This window comes from Alicyclobacillus sp. TC, assembly GCF_016804365.1.
Taxonomy (GTDB): domain Bacteria; phylum Bacillota; class Bacilli; order Alicyclobacillales; family Alicyclobacillaceae; genus Alicyclobacillus_I; species Alicyclobacillus_I tolerans.
Genome location: NZ_CP044434.1, coordinates 1293729 through 1311496, shown reverse-complemented (window position 1 = coordinate 1311496; position 17768 = coordinate 1293729). Strand labels below are relative to the sequence as shown.

At 42.5% G+C, this 17768-nt stretch carries 12 protein-coding genes, 1 tRNA gene and 3 rRNA genes; 1 reads left to right on the top strand and 15 read right to left on the bottom strand.

Annotated elements, in window-relative coordinates; all coding sequences use genetic code 11:
• Positions 1 to 227: 227 nt before the first annotated feature.
• The 13 genes from FY534_RS06385 to FY534_RS06325 form a co-directional block, all read right to left on the bottom strand.
• A complete protein-coding gene (locus FY534_RS06385; RefSeq protein ID WP_238413695.1) occupies positions 228 to 821 on the bottom strand; it encodes a lysophospholipid acyltransferase family protein in 594 nt (197 codons plus the stop codon).
• Positions 818 to 1534, bottom strand: a complete 717-nt coding sequence (cmk, locus tag FY534_RS06380) for a (d)CMP kinase (protein WP_083574388.1) — start codon at positions 1532 to 1534, stop codon at positions 818 to 820. Before cmk ends, FY534_RS06385 begins: the two co-directional genes overlap by 4 nt.
• Before the next feature lie 40 nt (positions 1535 to 1574).
• Complete coding sequence (locus tag FY534_RS06375; RefSeq protein ID WP_072875244.1) at positions 1575 to 2216, bottom strand: flagellar brake protein; 642 nt, start codon at positions 2214 to 2216, stop codon at positions 1575 to 1577.
• Between the two features lie 83 nt (positions 2217 to 2299).
• Complete coding sequence (locus FY534_RS06370) at positions 2300 to 3553, bottom strand: PepSY1/2 domain-containing protein (RefSeq protein WP_203115455.1); 1254 nt, start codon at positions 3551 to 3553, stop codon at positions 2300 to 2302.
• Positions 3554 to 3773: 220 nt separating this feature from the next.
• Positions 3774 to 3980, bottom strand: coding sequence for a hypothetical protein (locus FY534_RS06365; protein ID WP_072875246.1), 207 nt, complete (start codon positions 3978 to 3980; stop codon positions 3774 to 3776).
• A gap of 138 nt (positions 3981 to 4118) precedes the next feature.
• Positions 4119 to 5393, bottom strand: a complete 1275-nt coding sequence (locus FY534_RS06360; protein WP_238413694.1) for a Glu/Leu/Phe/Val family dehydrogenase — start codon at positions 5391 to 5393, stop codon at positions 4119 to 4121.
• Positions 5394 to 5486: 93 nt separating this feature from the next.
• Positions 5487 to 6074 carry an adaptor protein MecA gene (locus FY534_RS06355; protein ID WP_203115454.1) on the bottom strand — a complete coding sequence of 196 codons (588 nt, stop codon included), beginning with the start codon at positions 6072 to 6074 and terminating at the stop codon, positions 5487 to 5489.
• A gap of 119 nt (positions 6075 to 6193) precedes the next feature.
• Positions 6194 to 7171: a substrate-binding domain-containing protein gene (locus FY534_RS06350; protein WP_072875249.1), complete on the bottom strand. Its 978-nt coding sequence runs from the start codon at positions 7169 to 7171 to the stop codon at positions 6194 to 6196.
• Between the two features lie 204 nt (positions 7172 to 7375).
• Positions 7376 to 7458, bottom strand: a tRNA-Leu gene (locus FY534_RS06345).
• A 69-nt stretch (positions 7459 to 7527) separates the two neighbouring features.
• Positions 7528 to 7644 (bottom strand): 5S ribosomal RNA (rrf, locus tag FY534_RS06340).
• A 42-nt stretch (positions 7645 to 7686) separates the two neighbouring features.
• A 23S ribosomal RNA gene (locus FY534_RS06335) occupies positions 7687 to 10636 on the bottom strand.
• Between the two features lie 146 nt (positions 10637 to 10782).
• Positions 10783 to 12319: ribosomal RNA gene (locus FY534_RS06330) — 16S ribosomal RNA — on the bottom strand.
• The 16S, 23S and 5S rRNA genes sit together here with 1 tRNA gene alongside, the layout of an rRNA operon.
• A 728-nt stretch (positions 12320 to 13047) precedes the next feature.
• Complete coding sequence (locus FY534_RS06325) at positions 13048 to 14418, bottom strand: UvrD-helicase domain-containing protein (protein ID WP_203115453.1); 1371 nt, start codon at positions 14416 to 14418, stop codon at positions 13048 to 13050.
• A gap of 112 nt (positions 14419 to 14530) precedes the next feature.
• Between FY534_RS06325 and FY534_RS06320 the strand changes: the two genes are divergently transcribed.
• Entirely contained in the window at positions 14531 to 15220 is a 690-nt protein-coding gene (locus FY534_RS06320; protein ID WP_072874251.1) for a metallophosphoesterase, read from the top strand.
• 1003 nt (positions 15221 to 16223) lie between these two features.
• Here FY534_RS06320 and FY534_RS06315 read toward each other — a convergent pair.
• The gene (locus tag FY534_RS06315) at positions 16224 to 16946 is read right to left on the bottom strand and encodes a class I SAM-dependent methyltransferase (RefSeq protein WP_203115452.1); all 723 of its coding nucleotides are present in this window, start codon (positions 16944 to 16946) and stop codon (positions 16224 to 16226) included.
• A gap of 75 nt (positions 16947 to 17021) precedes the next feature.
• Positions 17022 to 17738, bottom strand: coding sequence for a S1C family serine protease (locus FY534_RS06310; protein WP_072874248.1), 717 nt, complete (start codon positions 17736 to 17738; stop codon positions 17022 to 17024).
• Between the last annotated feature and the right edge of the window lie 30 nt (positions 17739 to 17768).

The following is a 17768-nucleotide window of genomic DNA, read 5'->3' as shown; positions in this document are numbered from 1 at the left end:
CTTTTTCTCTTCGCTCACACAGGAGCACATCTCTACGTTTAAGGACAACGGCTCTTACATATACCATCTACCCAAACTGATTTAGTTGCGCCAAACGACAGAGAACGATTGAGAGAAGCCATTGCTATGTTTCCCATTATCGCCCACAGAAACACGTCGAGCAATGCTGTATTTTTATTGTAACTTGTTTAATGCAAGTTTTCTAATATGGAGGTTTGGCAGGTATTTTATTTCTCTAAAAGTTCACTGATATTTTCCATAATCTTATTTGCAATTTCTTGACTGGATTGTGATGGTTCAATAAAAATAGGATCTCCATAGCGAACGGTTATTTTATGGAAAATTTTATATTTTCCAGATATTGCTATAGGTACAATAGCAGCTTCAGAACGTTTGGCAATTAGACCAACTCCTGGCATTGGTTTACCAAGACGGCCTGACATGGAACGATGACCTTCAGGGAAAATAACTAGACATGCACCTTGTTGTAAGATTTGAATGGCGTAACGCATGGCATTTTTATCATTCTCTCCACGTCGAACCGGAAACCCACCTAATAATTTGAGCCCCCACGAAAGAATGGGATATTTAAACAATTCCGCCTTGGCCATAAACATTAAATGTCTTTTTGTGGTTATTCCTAATAAAGGAGGATCTAAGTTATTGATATGGTTACTGGCTAAGATAACCGAACCATCTGGAATTTTTTCTGATCCTATAATTTCTATTCGAAAAAGGGAGTGAAAAAAAAGTGATACAATGAGACGACAGAACCAGTAAAGCGGATACGGAATAGGGGGCTTATACTGTCCAGCGCTCAATGGTTTCCCTCCTGAGAATTTGCATGACTAATTAAACGAATTACTTTTTCTACAACTTCTTGAACGGACAAATAGGTTGAATTAATGACGACAGCATCATCTGCAATTTGGAGTGGTGAATGCGTGCGTGTTTGATCTTGGAAGTCGCGTTTGACAATAGATTTCTCAACCTCATCAACCGTACTAAGTATGCCTGAAGTCTTTAATTCTTCAACTCGTCTCTGGGCACGAATACGTTGATCAGCAGTTAAATAGATTTTGACATCCGCATCAGGAAAGACTACAGTACCGATATCTCTTCCATCCATTACTACATTATGATGGCATGAGAAATGCCGCAATACACTTGTCACATATTCTCTTATCTTAGGTTGTGAAGCAATTGTCGAGACAAGATCATTAATTTGTGGGGTACGTAGCTCGTCATCTAGTTTATGATTTTCAAAGTAAACAGTGACTCCTTCTTGCCCTTGCTGCACAATTTCTAGATTTCCTGAATGAAGTTGATGCAAAAGTTTATCGAGATCGCTCATATGTAACTGATTATTAACTAAAACCCAGGTACAAGCTCTATAAATTTTCCCAGAGTCTAAGTAATAAAATCCTGTTTTTTCTGCTACTGCTTTAGCTACAGTGCTTTTCCCGGCACCAGCAGGTCCGTCAATTGCAATTTTCATAAACTTTTTTTGTGATTGATTAAGAGTATCTTTCAAATAAAACAACTCCACATAAGTAAACGTTTGACAAGCCCACTCACTTTATCATTCTTTGCCTGGAAAATGTGTACTGAATGATTTTTTGACGAATTCCCTCACGCAATCCAAGGAATTGTAATGAAACAGATGCATATCCTCGGTCATTTCGCTCACTAACTCGAGTGACCTCTGCAGCAAGCATAACTTCAGAATGATAATTGGGTAATTTAAATTGGATATAAACTTGTTGACCTAATTGAAAGTACACGTTTTTAGGAATGAGAATTGCCATGCCACCGCCACTAATATCTCTTGAATATACATCAGCACTATGCTTATCATTGCCGTTCATCCATCTGACTTTTACAGGAATATCAGCTGGAACGCGAACAAATTCCCTTCTCTGTTCACGTGAAATTTTATGAGTCTCCGGTATTTGAAACTTCCACGTTGGAACTGGAATTTGAGTATAATCCATTAAAACCGAATCAAATCTGCAAAGGGCCCCATCTTGTGAGTGGTATTCAAAAAAATACGATTGTCCAATATTTGCTCTTAAATATTCATGTTTTTCATGATTCAAAGGTGCACTTGCATAAAAATATTTTTCATCCATTTCAAAAATATTTGTTTTATAGTACACTTCACTTTTTGGCATTAATGAAATATGAACAAGCTGACCTACTGTGAATAATGACACATGCCTCCCCCCTTCATAAAAGCATGATGTCATTATACAAAATATAGTCATCTTGGGTACATGCATTTAAAGAAAATTGAACGTTAGGATAAGTGCTGAATATCTAATACTTTCTGATTTCTACTGTCTATAATGACTCGGAAAGTATGTCCATGAAGAGTACCGTAAACAGCTATTCCAGAAATCCAATGATTTTCAGTATTTTTTATTACTACGGGAGTTGTCATTTTAACATGAAAAGATGGGTTAAACTTAGTTTGTGTATCCATAAACGGAATAGGTCCTTCCGACATTTTCACATGTTGATTATTCGAATGATTTACAAATCCCCAAATCTGGCCATCAGTTAAATTTACCTTTACTGTAATTGTTTCTCCCAAAACTGTTTTCTGATTTTGAACAGGTGAATAAGTAAGGTACCCTATTTTACCCAATTGTTGAGCATGTACTTCTGTATAAATTCCTGGACTCAAGTGCTTTAGAAATGAAATAGCTTTTTCTTTGGCTTGTTCTAAAGTTAAACTTATTTTCCCAACAGGCAAATTCTCCTTAGAAAAACCTATAATCTCTTGAGAAGAATTGAAAATAATATAAGCAGGCTGACCATCAATTTCTGCAGTATAGGTCGTTATTACTCCATTTACACCGGATTGATGGAAAACTGGAGTTACTTTTGAGACAGAGCGAGTAGAAAAAAATTGCTGGATTCGCTGTTTGGCCACTTCATCATGGTTATCCATTTTTTCAATATCAGCTTGAATAGGCTGATTTTTTACTGCGACTCTATTTTGATACAAATTGCGTAAATGGTTGAATGCGTTATTTACTGGCTTTGCAAAATACAAGTCAATTAAGTTTGCTTTGAAAACAGGAGTATCCGTTGATTTTTCTAATTTATTGTACCAGTTGTCTGTTTTTAGTTCCCAATCTGTTAATGTGCTCTCTGTATCATTTCGAGATGGATTGGACTGGTTTTTCATCCAAACAGAAATAGTTTCATTCATTTTCTTTACTGTTGGCAGCTGATCTCCAACCCAACTTTGATAGGGACTAAGCCTTTCAAAATCATTTTGAACTTGACTACTATGTTGTAAAAGTAGAGGAAGAGACTGCTGAAAATCAGTTTTAGTAGCAAAAATTTGCGCTTCTAGAGAAGCAGTTTGAAGCTTTTTTACGTCTGAAGCCGCTTGAGCCATTTCAGCATGTGTTTTTGTTTGTATTTGAGACTGCAAAGACAAGTTTTTGTCATATTCGCTTAATCCCCAAATTAAAGCGCACAATCCAGCCACTGATACTACAGCAAGAATCGTTGCATATTGATAATGAACTTTAGACATCAGAATTCTCTCCTCATGAGAAATGATGCCTTTAATATCCCAAAATAAAAAAGTTATTATGCTCATTTTCAAAATTAAGACGAATGAGCATAATAACTTAGATCACATTTTCAATTATGTTTTGAAATGAATGCTATATAGGAACATCTATCATTATTCAATGAATTGAATCTTACATGTCGTATTTTTTCGCATCTACATCTATGAATGCTTAAAGCAATTAATGTAATAATTCTATTTCAAAATCATTCTCATTATCGCATAAACAACGCTTAAAGCCCGTCTCTATATTGCCTTTTGAATCTCTTACTCCTCTTAAAATAAAAGTTTCACCACATTTTTTACAACGAATATGAACTTTAATTCTCTGGTTTTGAACCACCACTTCTTCATTCACTCCTTCAGAAGTGAGTGTCTCCAGTGACATACGATTTAACCTCCATTTTCTAAACTCAAAGTTTGATGGATACTAAGATTCAAATATACATTAAAATAGACAGAAATAAAAAATACTTCGATAGCTTATCAATCACTCAATGAACAATTTTAGATGACGGATTGAATCTTAAATCCATCCTCTCCACCGAACAGCTTCAGCCATACGTTTAACTCCAACAATATAGGCAGCCAACCTCATATTCACTTTAAACTTTTGAGCAGTAGAATATACCGTATGAAAACTTTTTTGCATTAAATTTTTTAATTTTTGATCAATATCTTCTTCTGTCCAATAAAATCCTTGATTATTTTGTACCCATTCAAAATAAGAAACAATGACACCACCAGAATTTCCAAGAACATCTGGAACAATCAGCACATTTTTTTTGTCTAAAATTTCTGTTGCAGGCATAGTTGTGGGGCCATTTGCTGCTTCCACAATAATAGATGCCTTAATTTTATCTGCATTTTCTAAGGTTATTTGATTTTCAATAGCTGCAGGCACCAGAATATCGCACTCTGATTCTAATAATTCACGATTACTAATAGTATTTCTATATAATTTTGTAACGCTCCCAAATGAATCTCTTCTCTCTAATAACTCATCAATATCTAACCCTTTTTCATTATAAAGAGCACCATACGCATCTGAAATACCAACGACTTTGGCACCAATATCATGCATGAACTTAGCTAAATAACTTCCTGCATTTCCAAACCCTTGAATGCAAACACGAGCTTTTTCAATTTGGATGGATTTAACTTTGCAAGCTTCTTCAATACATATTGCCACGCCTCGTGCAGTAGCGCGTTCTCTCCCCAAGCTCCCACCTAAAACCGTCGGTTTACCTGTAATAAATCCGGGAGAATCAGATTCTTTAATTCGAGAATATTCATCGAACATCCAAGCCATATTTTGAGAGTTTGAAAAGACGTCTGGAGCTGGAATATCTTTAGCAGGTCCAACAATTTGACTGATAGCCCGCACATAAGCTCGACTTAAACGTTCAATTTCTGAAAAAGACATTTCTCTAGGATCACAAATAATTCCACCTTTACCTCCACCATAAGGTAAATTGGCTATACCACATTTTACAGACATCCACATTGAAAGTGCTACAACTTCATCTTGAGTAACATCAGGATGAAGACGTATTCCACCTTTCGTAGGTCCGACTGCATCATTATGTTGAGCTCGAAATCCAGTGAAAACTTTAACACTTCCATCATCCATAGTTACAGGAAAACGAACAGTCAAGATTCGTAAAGGTTCTTTTAAGAGCTCGTACATTTCTTGAGTATAACCAAGTTTTTTGAGAGCTTCTAAAAAAACCTGTTGAGTTGACTCTAGAACATTTAAATTTTCTTGTTTTTCTTGGATGGATACGTCTTTTGTACTCACAATAAGTCCCCTTTAATAAAATATACAATCGTATTTTCCTACAAAAAGCCATGAAAGTCATTACTGCTTTCATGGCCGTTAATGAAAAATTTTTTAGAGAAAAGAATTTCTTAAATTTTCTAGAGCTTTTTCAGGAAAAATGCATTTTCCGTATTCGTCCAGATATGCCTTGGTTAAGCTAGAAGGCTCACCATATTCACAAAGCACTGAATGGATATTGGGGTTTTTATCAAACTCTTCTATTTCATCCAAAACGACAAAGTAAGCATTCTCATATGAAAATAAAGAACACTTAACATCATCTTTCGCAGTTGCAAAAGCCAAGCTTAATACGTCTTCAAAATCACTGTATTGATAAGCCAATATTGGAAAACTATAAAATGGGTCTTCAAAATCCTCGTCTTCAAGATCGGGATCATCTTCAGTAATATTAGGTACAGCAGGAACTCGGGTGACAATAATTACCACGCCTTCAGCAGGCATGGTAAAGGCCTCAACGGCAATAGGCCCAGATACTTCAAAACCTACTTCTGCGTATGCCGTCTCCATCATATCCCAGAAAAGTTCCTGTACTTTTTTTCCACTTTTCCACAATTCATCTTTTTCAATACCACGCATAGCCAAGTCTTCATAGCTTACAAATATTCGTACTTTATCTTTGGCGATCCGCTCGACTCTCATGTTCATTATCCCTCACTTTCAAATCGATGCAGGTCTTAAAACTGTTAATTCTTAAACAAATACACCGATCTTTTTAAACTTGTTTCATTTTACTTTCTGCATTATTTAAACGAAAAACATCAACTCGATTGTCGTTCAATAATATTGTGTTGCAATATAACATTATAGGTATCTACCGGCTCATCTAATAACATTTTTGTCAACAGACGCATAGAAACAGCCCCAAAATCGTACATCGGCTGAGCAATAACAGTCAATTCTGGACGTACCATTGTAGCTAGTCTTGTATTATCAAAAGCAATGATGCGTACATCATGAGGTACTTGAAATCCATTATCATGAATAGCATGCACAGATGCCAATCCTAATTCATCGCTCATAGCGATGACACCATCATAATTTTTATTTTGAAATATATTTCTTAGAATAGGCAAAGCCTGCTCATATTTTCCTTTCCCCACATGAATAAAAGTACACTTATTTCCTAATTTTTTTCGTACACCTTCAATACGGTGATCAGCAATTAAAGATGTTCCAATATCCGGTGAAACAATAGCTATGTTCTGACAAGATTTCTTTTCTAAATAATTTGCAGCATCACTACCAGCTTTACGATTGTCAATATTTACAGATGGAATTCTTTTTTCTGGATCCTCAGTTGCACATAAAACTACTGGGATCTCAGCTTGTTCAAAAGCAGTTATGTGTTCTTGATTTAAAATATTTGTCATATATAGGATACCATCGACTTGTTTTTCCCACATGGTTCCGATTAAAGAGACCTCTCGATGGGTATCGGCATCTGAATTCGTTAAAATAATGTGGTAATTATACATATTAGCGATATCTTCAATACCTCTAACAATTTCAGCTACAAAGGCAGCTGAGACGTCAGGCACAATAACTCCAATAGTTCGTGTACGCTTGCTGGCCAAGCCTCGAGCAACTGCATTAGGTCGATATCCAAGACGTTCAATAGCATCTTGTACACGTTTTTTGGTTTCTTCCTTAACAACAGCCGTACCATTGATGACTCGAGAAACAGTTGCCATTGAGACATTGGCTTCACGGGCAACATCATATATTGTTACGCTCATTTGTGCCCACTCCCAAGCTGGATTGATTATGAAAATGATAACAATGAATAGAGGACAGTTACAAGGTGATTTTACAAAAATATTCGAATCAATATTAACAGGAGAATTCCTGAATCTTTACTGTTAGATAATATTATTCAGATGAAAAGCCCACTTCCATGTGCGAAGTAGGCTTTATAAAAGGTTGTACAATGCTTATTTTACTGGTGCGGGTGAAGGGACTCGAACCCCCACGGTCTCCCGCCAGAACCTAAATCTGGTGCGTCTGCCAATTCCGCCACACCCGCAAGAAATAGCAAAGAAAACTCTAACATAATAAAAATTTATTTACAACCAAATATAAAGTAAAACAAATCGCCTGGCAACGACCTAGGTTCCCAGGGGTCTTCACCCCAAGTATGCTCGGCGCTGGAGGTCTTCACGGTCGTGTTCGGGATGGGTACGCGTGTATCCCCTCCGCTATGGTCACCAGACTCTTCTTTCCTTTCCAACTGTCTCAGCAAGAGGGATTTTCCTTGGTGAAGGCCTCGACCGATTCGTATCCGTCCGCTCCACGCCTCACGACGCTTCCACGCCGGACCGATCTACCTTATCGTCTATAAGGGGTCTTCCTTCCTTGACGGAATGGGATACGTTATCTTGAGGCAGGCTTCGCGCTTAGATGCTTTCAGCGCTTATCCCTCCCCGACTTGGCTACCCAGCTGTGCCCTTGGCAGGACAACTGGTCCACCAGCGGTCGGTTCATCCCGGTCCTCTCGTACTAAGGACGAACCCTCTCACGTATCCTCCGCCCACGGCAGATAGGGACCGAACTGTCTCACGACGTTCTGAACCCAGCTCGCGTACCGCTTTCATGGGCGAACAGCCCAACCCTTGGGACCGACTTCAGCCCCAGGATGCGATGAGCCGACATCGAGGTGCCAAACCTCCCCGTCGATGTGGACTCTTGGGGGAGATCAGCCTGTTATCCCCGGGGTAGCTTTTATCCGTTGAGCGATGGCCCTTCCACGCAGTGCCACCGGGTCACTAAGCCCGACTTTCGTCCCTGCTCGACCTGTCCGTCTCGCAGTCAAGCTCCCTTGTGCCTTTACACGCCCCGCGCGGTTTCCATCCGCGCTGAGGGAACCTTTGGGCGCCTCCGTTACCTTTTAGGAGGCGACCGCCCCAGTCAAACTGTCCGCCTGACACTGTCCCCACACCCGATTCAGGGTGCCAGGTTAGAAGACTAGCATCTCAAGGGTGGTATCCCAACATCGACTCCACACAGGCTGGCGCCCATGCTTCTGTGTCTCCCACCTATCCTGTACATGACATGCCCGTCTCCCATATCAAGCTACAGTCAAGCTCCACGGGGTCTTTCCGTCTAGCCGCGGGTAACCTGCATCTTCACAGGTATTACAATTTCACCGGGTCTCTCGTTGAGACAGCGCCCAAGTCGTTACGCCTTTCGTGCGGGTCAGAACTTACCTGACAAGGAATTTCGCTACCTTAGGACCGTTATAGTTACGGCCGCCGTTTACTGGGGCTTCAATTCAGAGCTTCGGGCTCTCGCCCTCACCCCTCCTCTTAACCTTCCAGCACCGGGCAGGCGTCAGCCCCTATACTTCGCCTTTCGGCTTCGCAGAGACCTGTGTTTTTGCTAAACAGTCGCTTGGGCCTTTTCACTGCGGCTCTTCTTCAGAGCGCCCCTTCTCCCGAAGTTACGGGGCCATTTTGCCGAGTTCCTTAACGAGAGTGCTCCCGCGCGCCTCCGTGTTCTCCACGCGCCCACCTGTGTCGGTTTCCGGTACGGGCAGATGCATTCTCCCTAGAGGCTTTTCTTGGCAGTGTGACCTCGAGCGCTTCGGTACTCTTCTTCCCTCCCCATCACCGCTCAGAGTTCTCGCCGCGCGGTTTTCCCTGCGCGACCCCCTTGCGGATTGGACGGCCTCTTCCATCCGGCCGCTCGCTCTAGCCTCCTGCGTCACCCCTTCAGTCATGCAAATCCATCTGGTACGGGATTCTCAACCCGTTCTCCTTCGACTACGCCTCTCGGCCTCGCCTTAGGTCCCGACTAACCCTGGGTGGACGATCCTTCCCCAGGAAACCTTGGGCTTTCGGCGGAGGGGATTCTCACCCCTCTTTTCGCTACTCATACCGGCATTCTCACTTCCATAACCTCCACCTTCCCTCTCAAGAAGGCTTCTCCGCTTATGGAACGCTCCCCTACCCTGTGGTCTTCCCACAGCCATAGCTTCGGTGTGTGGTTTAGCCCCGTTACATTTTCCGCGCAGCGTCACTCGACCAGTGAGCTATTACGCACTCTTTCAATGATGGCTGCTTCTAAGCCAACATCCTGGTTGTCTATGCACCGCCACATCGTTTCCCACTTAACCACCCTTGGGGACCTTAGCTGTTGGTCTGGGCTGTTTCCCTCTTGACTACGGATCTTAGCACTCGCAGTCTGACTGCCACGGTTCAATGAAACGGCATTCGGAGTTCGACGGAGCTTGGTAACCCTGGTCGGGCCCCGCACCCCATCGGTGCTCTACCTCCGTCCCTCATCCGTGACGCTAGCCCTAAAGCTATTTCGGGGAGAACCAGCTATCTCCGGGTTCGATTGGAATTTCTCCCCTACCCCCAGTTCATCCCCCGGCTTTTCAACGCCGGTGGGTTCGGGCCTCCATGCGGTGTTACCCGCACTTCACCCTGACCAGGGGTAGCTCACCCGGTTTCGGGTCGATGGCAATCAACTTCTCGCCCTCTTCAGACTCGCTTTCGCTTCGGCTCCGGCTTCCCTGCCTTAACCTCGCTCATCACCATCACTCGCCGGTTCATTCTACAAAAGGCACGCCGTCATCCTTTCGGACTCCGACTGCTTGTAAGCACACGGTTTCAGGTTCTCTTTCACTCCGCTCCCGCGGTTCTTTTCACCTTTCCCTCACGGTACTCTCCGCTATCGGTTGCCAGGGAGTATTTAGCCTTAGGAGGTGGTCCTCCCTGATTCCCACGGGGTTCCTCGTGTCCCGCGGTACTTGGGGCCTGCGCTACCTCCCTCGACAAGCTTCGCCTACGGGGCTCTCACCCGCTCTGGCCGACCTTCCCATGTCGTTTGGCTCCCTTGTCTCCTTCGGCCCAGGCAAGACCCTGCCTGGCTGCGCATCCCCTCTACCCCATGATGGCAACGGGGGTCCCCTTCTCCACCATCATGGTTTAGGCTCTTCCGCGTTCGCTCGCCACTACTTGCGGAATCACTCTTGTTTTCTTCTCCTCCAGGTACTGAGATGTTTCAGTTCCCCAGGTTCCCTCCGTCTATCCTATACATTCAGATAGCGGTACCGGCCCATCACGACCGGTGGGTTCCCCCATTCGGACATCCCTGGATCTTCGCTCGCGTACAGCTCCCCAAGGCATTTCGGTGTTCGCCCCGTCCTTCTTCGGCTCCTGGCACCTAGGCATCCTCCGTGCGCCCTTTCTACCTTCACCTTTCTTCCCTCTTGCTGATTCAGTTCTCAAGGTCCTTCGAGCTTATCCCTCTCTCAAGGCATAAGTAGCTTTCGCTAAGTTCTCTCCCGAGAACCCTCAAAACTAAACACGCACGCCTCTCCACCAAACCCCTCTCTCTTCCCTAGAAAGGAGGTGATCCAGCCGCACCTTCCGATACGGCTACCTTGTTACGACTTCACCCCAATCATCGACCCCACCTTCGGCGGCTGGCTCCCTTTCGGGTTACCCCACCGACTTCGGGTGTTGCCAACTCTCGTGGTGTGACGGGCGGTGTGTACAAGGCCCGGGAACGGATTCACCGCGGCATGCTGATCCGCGATTACTAGCAATTCCGGCTTCATGCAGGCGAGTTGCAGCCTGCAATCCGAACTACGAGCGGTTTTCAGGGGTTCGCTCCAGATCGCTCTCTCGCTTCCCGTTGTGCCGCCCATTGTAGCACGTGTGTCGCCCAGGACATCAGGGGCATGATGATTTGACGTCATCCCCGCCTTCCTCCGACTTGCGCCGGCAGTCACCTGTGAGTCCCCACCTCTACGTGCTGGTAACACAGGTCAAGGGTTGCGCTCGTTGCGGGACTTAACCCAACATCTCACGACACGAGCTGACGACAACCATGCACCACCTGTCTCCTCTGCCCCGAAGGGACCTACCATCTCTGGTATCGTCAGAGGGATGTCAAGCCCTGGTAAGGTTCTTCGCGTTGCTTCGAATTAAACCACATGCTCCACTGCTTGTGCGGGCCCCCGTCAATTCCTTTGAGTTTCAGTCTTGCGACCGTACTCCCCAGGCGGAGTGCTTATTGGGTTTCCTTCGGCACTGAGGGTGGTACCCCCCCAACACCTAGCACTCATCGTTTACGGCGTGGACTACCAGGGTATCTAATCCTGTTTGCTCCCCACGCTTTCGTGCCTCAGCGTCAGTCACTGTCCAGCAAGGCGCCTTCGCCACTGGTATTCCTCCACATCTCTACGCATTTCACCGCTACACGTGGAATTCCCCTTGCCTCTCCAGTACTCAAGTCCTACAGTTTCCAAGGCATTCCCAAGGTTGAGCCCTGGCCTTTCACCCCAGACTTGCAGAACCGCCTACGCACCCTTTACGCCCAGTGATTCCGGACAACGCTTGCCCCCTACGTATTACCGCGGCTGCTGGCACGTAGTTTGCCGGGGCTTCCTCTCGGGGTACCGTCTCGCAAAGAGCATTCCCTCTCCTTGCCGCTCTTCCCCCTTGACTGAGCTTTACAACCCGAAGGCCTTCCTCGCTCACGCGGCGTTGCTCCGTCAGGCTTGCGCCCATTGCGGAAGATTCCCTACTGCTGCCTCCCGTAGGAGTCTGGGCCGTGTCTCAGTCCCAGTGTGGCCGGTCACCCTCTCAGGTCGGCTACGCATCGTCGCCTTGGTAGGCCTTTACCCTACCAACTAGCTAATGCGCCGCGGGGTCCTCTCTCAGCGATGCCGTAGCATCCTTTCCCGCATCAGGCATGCGCCCCATGCGCCTATCCGGCCTTAGCACCCGTTTCCAGGCGTTATTCCGGTCTGTTAGGCAGATTCCCCACGTGTTCCTCACCCGTCCGCCGCTGGTATCTTTCGATACCCGCTCGACTTGCATGTATTAGGCACGCCGCCAGCGTTCGTCCTGAGCCAGGATCAAACTCTCAATGTCTTATTCCTTCTCCCTCGCTCTCTCGAGCTCGGGCACTTCTTCTCTGGCGTTTGGTGATTCTTGTGCGTGTTTAGTTTTCAAGGTTCTCTCACTGCCAAGACTCTCTTTCGCGTCCCCTCTTGCAGCGACAGCGACTATCTTACCTCCCTCCGAACTTTTTTGCAACCCCTTTTTGTAATCCTTTTTTTACCTGATCGTGCTGCAAAATGGTCGTTTGGGTAGAGGCGAAAAAAGGAAAAAGCCCAGCGTAGCAAGCATATTTCATATACTGGTGATCGATGCTGTTCTCATCAGATGAACTTGTTTTAGCTTACGCAGTCTTCTGGTGTTGTTCCATCTGGTTTACGGCTAGTGCTGATGCGAGTATCGCGATCGCGTTGATAAGCATGTGTATCTTTACCTTGATTATTCCTTCAAGCGAAGCCGACAGAAGTGCAAGTAGAATCGCTTCACGATGGATAGATCTTGTGCTTTTGGGTTGACGGCTTTCTTAACTTCAAAAGCATACGGTTGGAGAGCCAAGCCCCAAAAAACAGAAGCAGGCGATGGTTGGAGAAGATACAAATAGGACTTCCCTCATCGGAAATTTCTAGTTTCGTCACTTGAAATCTTCTCGAAGGTTGGGGTGAAGTCCTTTTTCATGCCTTCAAATCCCTTGTATCAGATGGATTTAAAATTTTACAGTACACTCACCTTAGAAATTCAAGTTTTAATAATTGAAATTGTCTTCAATGAATGGACATTTGACTTTCGAGAAGGTAAGGAGAAATGTTCATTTTTTTCCCACCATAACGTTGTGGAAAAAAAGTAATTAAAACATGTTTTGCTCTTGTACACGCGACGAAGAATAACCTCCGCTCTTCATCATCTTCACTCGTTAAATTTTGATTATCTCTAGTTGGGATGAGAATATGAGAATCCACATTTCGCAGAAATGGATTCTTTTCTACGGCTCCCAGTAAGAAAACCACATCCCACTCCAGTCCTTTTGCTTCATGAAACGTACAAACTGTCAGATAAAAATGCCGACTATAGTATTTTGGAATCAGTTTTATAAATGGTATCAATTCTCTTCGTGTTCGAGCTAAAATAGCTATGCTCATATTCTTTTTTAAACTAAAAAAATGCAAAAGCAGTTTTTCAATAAAATAATACTCTTCTTCTTCATTCTTAACTGTGACGGCCGCACAATTACCATACATGGAGCTTGTTGGAATCATAATTTTTTCAGATCGATGACTTTGTTTTTCGATAATATTCGATGAATATTTACAGATATCTATATCTGAACGAAAATTATACTGCAAAAAATATTTAGACGTATTAGGAATAAGCTCATCCAAATGGAGCAACCAGTAACTGGATGATCCCCGAAATGAATATATGGCTTGGTCATCATCGCCAACTACAAAAAGCTTAGCGTCAGAAATTTTGATTAATTCATTTAAAACATACCACTGAATGTTATTTGTATCTTGAAACTCATCAACCATGATGAATTCCCATTTTCTCATGACATCTTGAAATGACTTAGAGTGTGTGAATAAAAATAGGCTAAAGAGCAAAATATCTTCAAAGTCCCATCGTTTTTCTACACTTTTATTTTTTTCATATATTTCCAATAAATCCATCTCAAATTGAGAATTTCCATGAATGGGATATCGACTTTTCATACGCATGATGATTTGTACAGCGTCATCTATAAGTTGAGTGGAAAAAGGTTGACTAATAGGCAATAATTTTCGAAGTGCACTCTCAATAAGTTTTCGTTCTTCATGCGATTTTAAGAGAACTGGCATTTCCTTGACAAATGGGAGTATAAATCTGAAAAATTGACCATGAAAAGTTCCAATTCGTAATTTTTTTAACAGTTGTTTGTGTTGAATTTGACCAGTTAATTTTGACATCATGCTTTGAGCGGATTTCCGGGTAAACGTTACAGCCATTGTTTGATCGGAATAAATTTGTCTATTATCAAGCTGATGAGCAAGAAAAGCAGTAAATACAGTTGTTTTACCACTTCCCGGACCAGCAAAAATAACTGTATTTTGAATAGGTTGATTTAAAATGAGACTTTGTTCTGAAGTCCAACGCTCCATGTAATCACCATTTAAAATATAGATGATTCGCAAGTTCAAGTACCAGATTGAATAGTAAAAAAAACAATATCAAAAGCTGATTTTAGAATAAATCATTAAGGAGAACTAACACGTGAATGTATTTGCCATTGCAGATTTACATTTATCTTTTTCATCAGAAAAACCCATGGGGATTTTTGGGGATTGTTGGGATAATCATGCGGAAAAAATTAAAGCAAACTGGATCGAGCATATTCATCATGAAGATCTAGTATTAATTGCAGGTGATATATCATGGGCAATGACTTTAGATGAAGTACAAGAAGATTTGAATTGGCTCGGTACATTACCAGGAAAAAAAATTTTAATTAAAGGAAACCATGATTATTGGTGGAATGGTATCGGAAAGGTAAGATCCATATTACCAAAGAATGTATTCGCTATTCAGAATGATTCAATGTTAATCGACGATCTATGTATTTGTGGTACTCGAGGATGGCAATTACCCTCACATCCCAAAACAACATCAGATGATATAAGGTTATACGCTCGAGAAGTGGAGAGACTAAAATTATCCTTGCTTTCTGCACCTAAAAATTGCCAAAAAAAAATGGTGATGCTTCACTATCCGCCATTAAGCTCGAATGGTGATTCCACGGAGATTACTGAATTATTAGAAAAAAATCATATTGATTTATGTATATATGGTCATCTTCATGCTCAAGCACATCAATATGCTTTTGAGGGTTTTAAAAATGGTATAGAATATCGCCTAACAAGTGCTGACTACTTAGATTTTAGCCCCGTAAAATTAAATATCTAACTCGAGTCTCACACCCGATTTAATCCGGTAATGCACCGGTACAACTTGGGATTCTATACAATAAAAAAGCAAAAAACACCCTCATTTTCTGCTAAGTGGATAGGAATTCCTTTGCACCACTTACCTTTTCGTTGCTCAGTTCTGAGAATGAGCGCAACCGCCTCCGTGATATGGAAGATTCCATCGACAATCGTACTTGCGGTTACAGGCGTTAGAAAGAGTGCATGCAAAAGGCAACAGATGCTCTCTTTGAATTGCTGGCCCAGGCACGAGCCATGAGATTACCGCAAAACACTTGCTATTCGACATTTTGGTTTGCGTATCTAGCAGTCATCCTCAAGGCATTAGACCATTAGATCATGTGGTGTGCATGTGCTCAAAGCGTTGCCTAAAGTTGGCTACGAACACGAAGGACGCCGCTTGACGCTCAAAGAGAAAGCACTATGGGCGGGAGAAAATCCTTGCTTCCGTGATTGTCGCCATTGGTCAAAATGAGAATAACAACCCACTCCCTATCAAGATGGTGTTTGTACGAGACAGGAACTGTTCCCGTCAATGGCTCAAACTTCTTTCCGCAGTTGTAAACCTGTCAGACGACGAAATGATTCGCATCTACTTCAAGCGGTGGGACATTGAGTGTTTTTTCAAGATCAGTAATCCAATCTGCGATTGGCAAAGGAACTGCAGGGGCGCACATACAACCAAATATTTGCCCACACCACATAGTTTTCACGAAGTACATCATACTGAAAACTCGACACGGGACGAGCAAGACCCAAGAACGATAGGGTCGCTCTTCTTCGATTGCCTTGACAAACTCAATAACATCCGGTTCACTGACGCCATGTGTCTACTGCTCGAATGGCCAAAATCCATCATGAATACGGCAGATATCCAAAATGACAACGTTATCTACAGGACTGTTGAACAGTTTATCAACTATTTATCCAGATCTATCAAGGAAAACCTGGTTGCCTAGGGTGCGAAACTATAGAATTTAAGCTTACTTGTTAGAAACAAAAATACCGTAACCAATGGTATGAGAATATTTTTCCATCCACTCTGCATTTTCCCGGATAACGCTTAATGCCTGCTGGTTTATGGCATTACCCATACTGCTATTTAAGTCAAGTGTCTGTGAATAGTTAGTAGATTGAACAACTGAACGAAGAGGTTGCATGAATAAAACTTTGGTCTTTTTAAATCCTGCTTTCTGAAAAAGCTGTATCCAACCGTTTTTATCCCAAACGTTTTTTGCTCCGTAGGTTTCAAAAACTGTTTGTTTCCATTCCTGATTAACGGGCATAGTTAAAACCATCTCGACATCTACAAACCTACCTTTTTCAGAAAGAACTCTATATATTTCCATCAAAGCCTTCTGTTGTTTGACAAAAACTAATACACTTTCACATAAAACGACATCGAAAGTGTCATTATCAAACTTCAAATTTTCAATATCACCCATTTGAATATCGATATTTACCCCTTCTTGATTTGCTCTAATTTTACATTTTTCTAACATTTTATATCTTATATCGAGAGCTGTAACACTACATCCATAATGCTTGGCCAGAAAAACAGCTGTTGCACCGGTTCCGCATCCTACATCTAAAACTTTAAGCCCTGCAGTTGGGTTTATATATGAAATCCATTGATCGGTTGAATATTTCCCACCGGGATGCGCATGAGAAACATTTAACTCAGCTAATGCTTCGTGATAATTCATATACTGATCACTCCTGTTCACATGCAATTCATTAAAAAACACACATAATCAATCATTTAAAGTAGCAGCAGATTTTCAATCAACAGGCATTAATTTTTTTAATACTGTTCTTAGAATATCGGCGGGTATCGCAAAACCAATACCTTGTGAACTTTGTGAGACTGCAGTATTCATTCCAATAACTTTGCCCTGCAAATTGAGTAATGGTCCTCCGCTATTACCACGATTTATAGCCGCATCTGTTTGGATTAAATTTTCATAATGACGTTCACCAATGGATAAGGGTCTATTTTTGGCACTTACGATGCCGACAGTCACCGTATTGTCCAATCCAAGTGGAGAACCAAAAGCAAGTACCCATTGTCCAACAGATATGTCTTTCATTTGGGCAATCTCTAACACAGGATATTTATCCTGGAGTGCTTGACAATGAAGCAACGCAATATCATGTTCTTCATCGGTAGAAACAACCGTGCCTGTAAGTGTTTTTTTTGAATCTACAGCTCGCAATATTACTCGATTAGCACCATGGACAACATGTTCATTAGTTAAAAGATATCCATTAGCATGCACCAAGAACCCTGTACCAATATTTACACTTGAATAGGAACGTTCAGGAAGCTGTCCAAAAGGGCCGAAAAACTGAAATGGACGAGAGGAATTTTGTATTTGAACTACTTCAATACCAAATACAGAGCGGCTCCATTTATTTATGATGGATACGAAATCAGGATTTTGGCGAGCTGGTCCATTCTTTAACTTTGAACGATTAAGAGGTTTTTTTTTCTGCATCAAATGTCACCTCACCGTCAGTAAAAACAA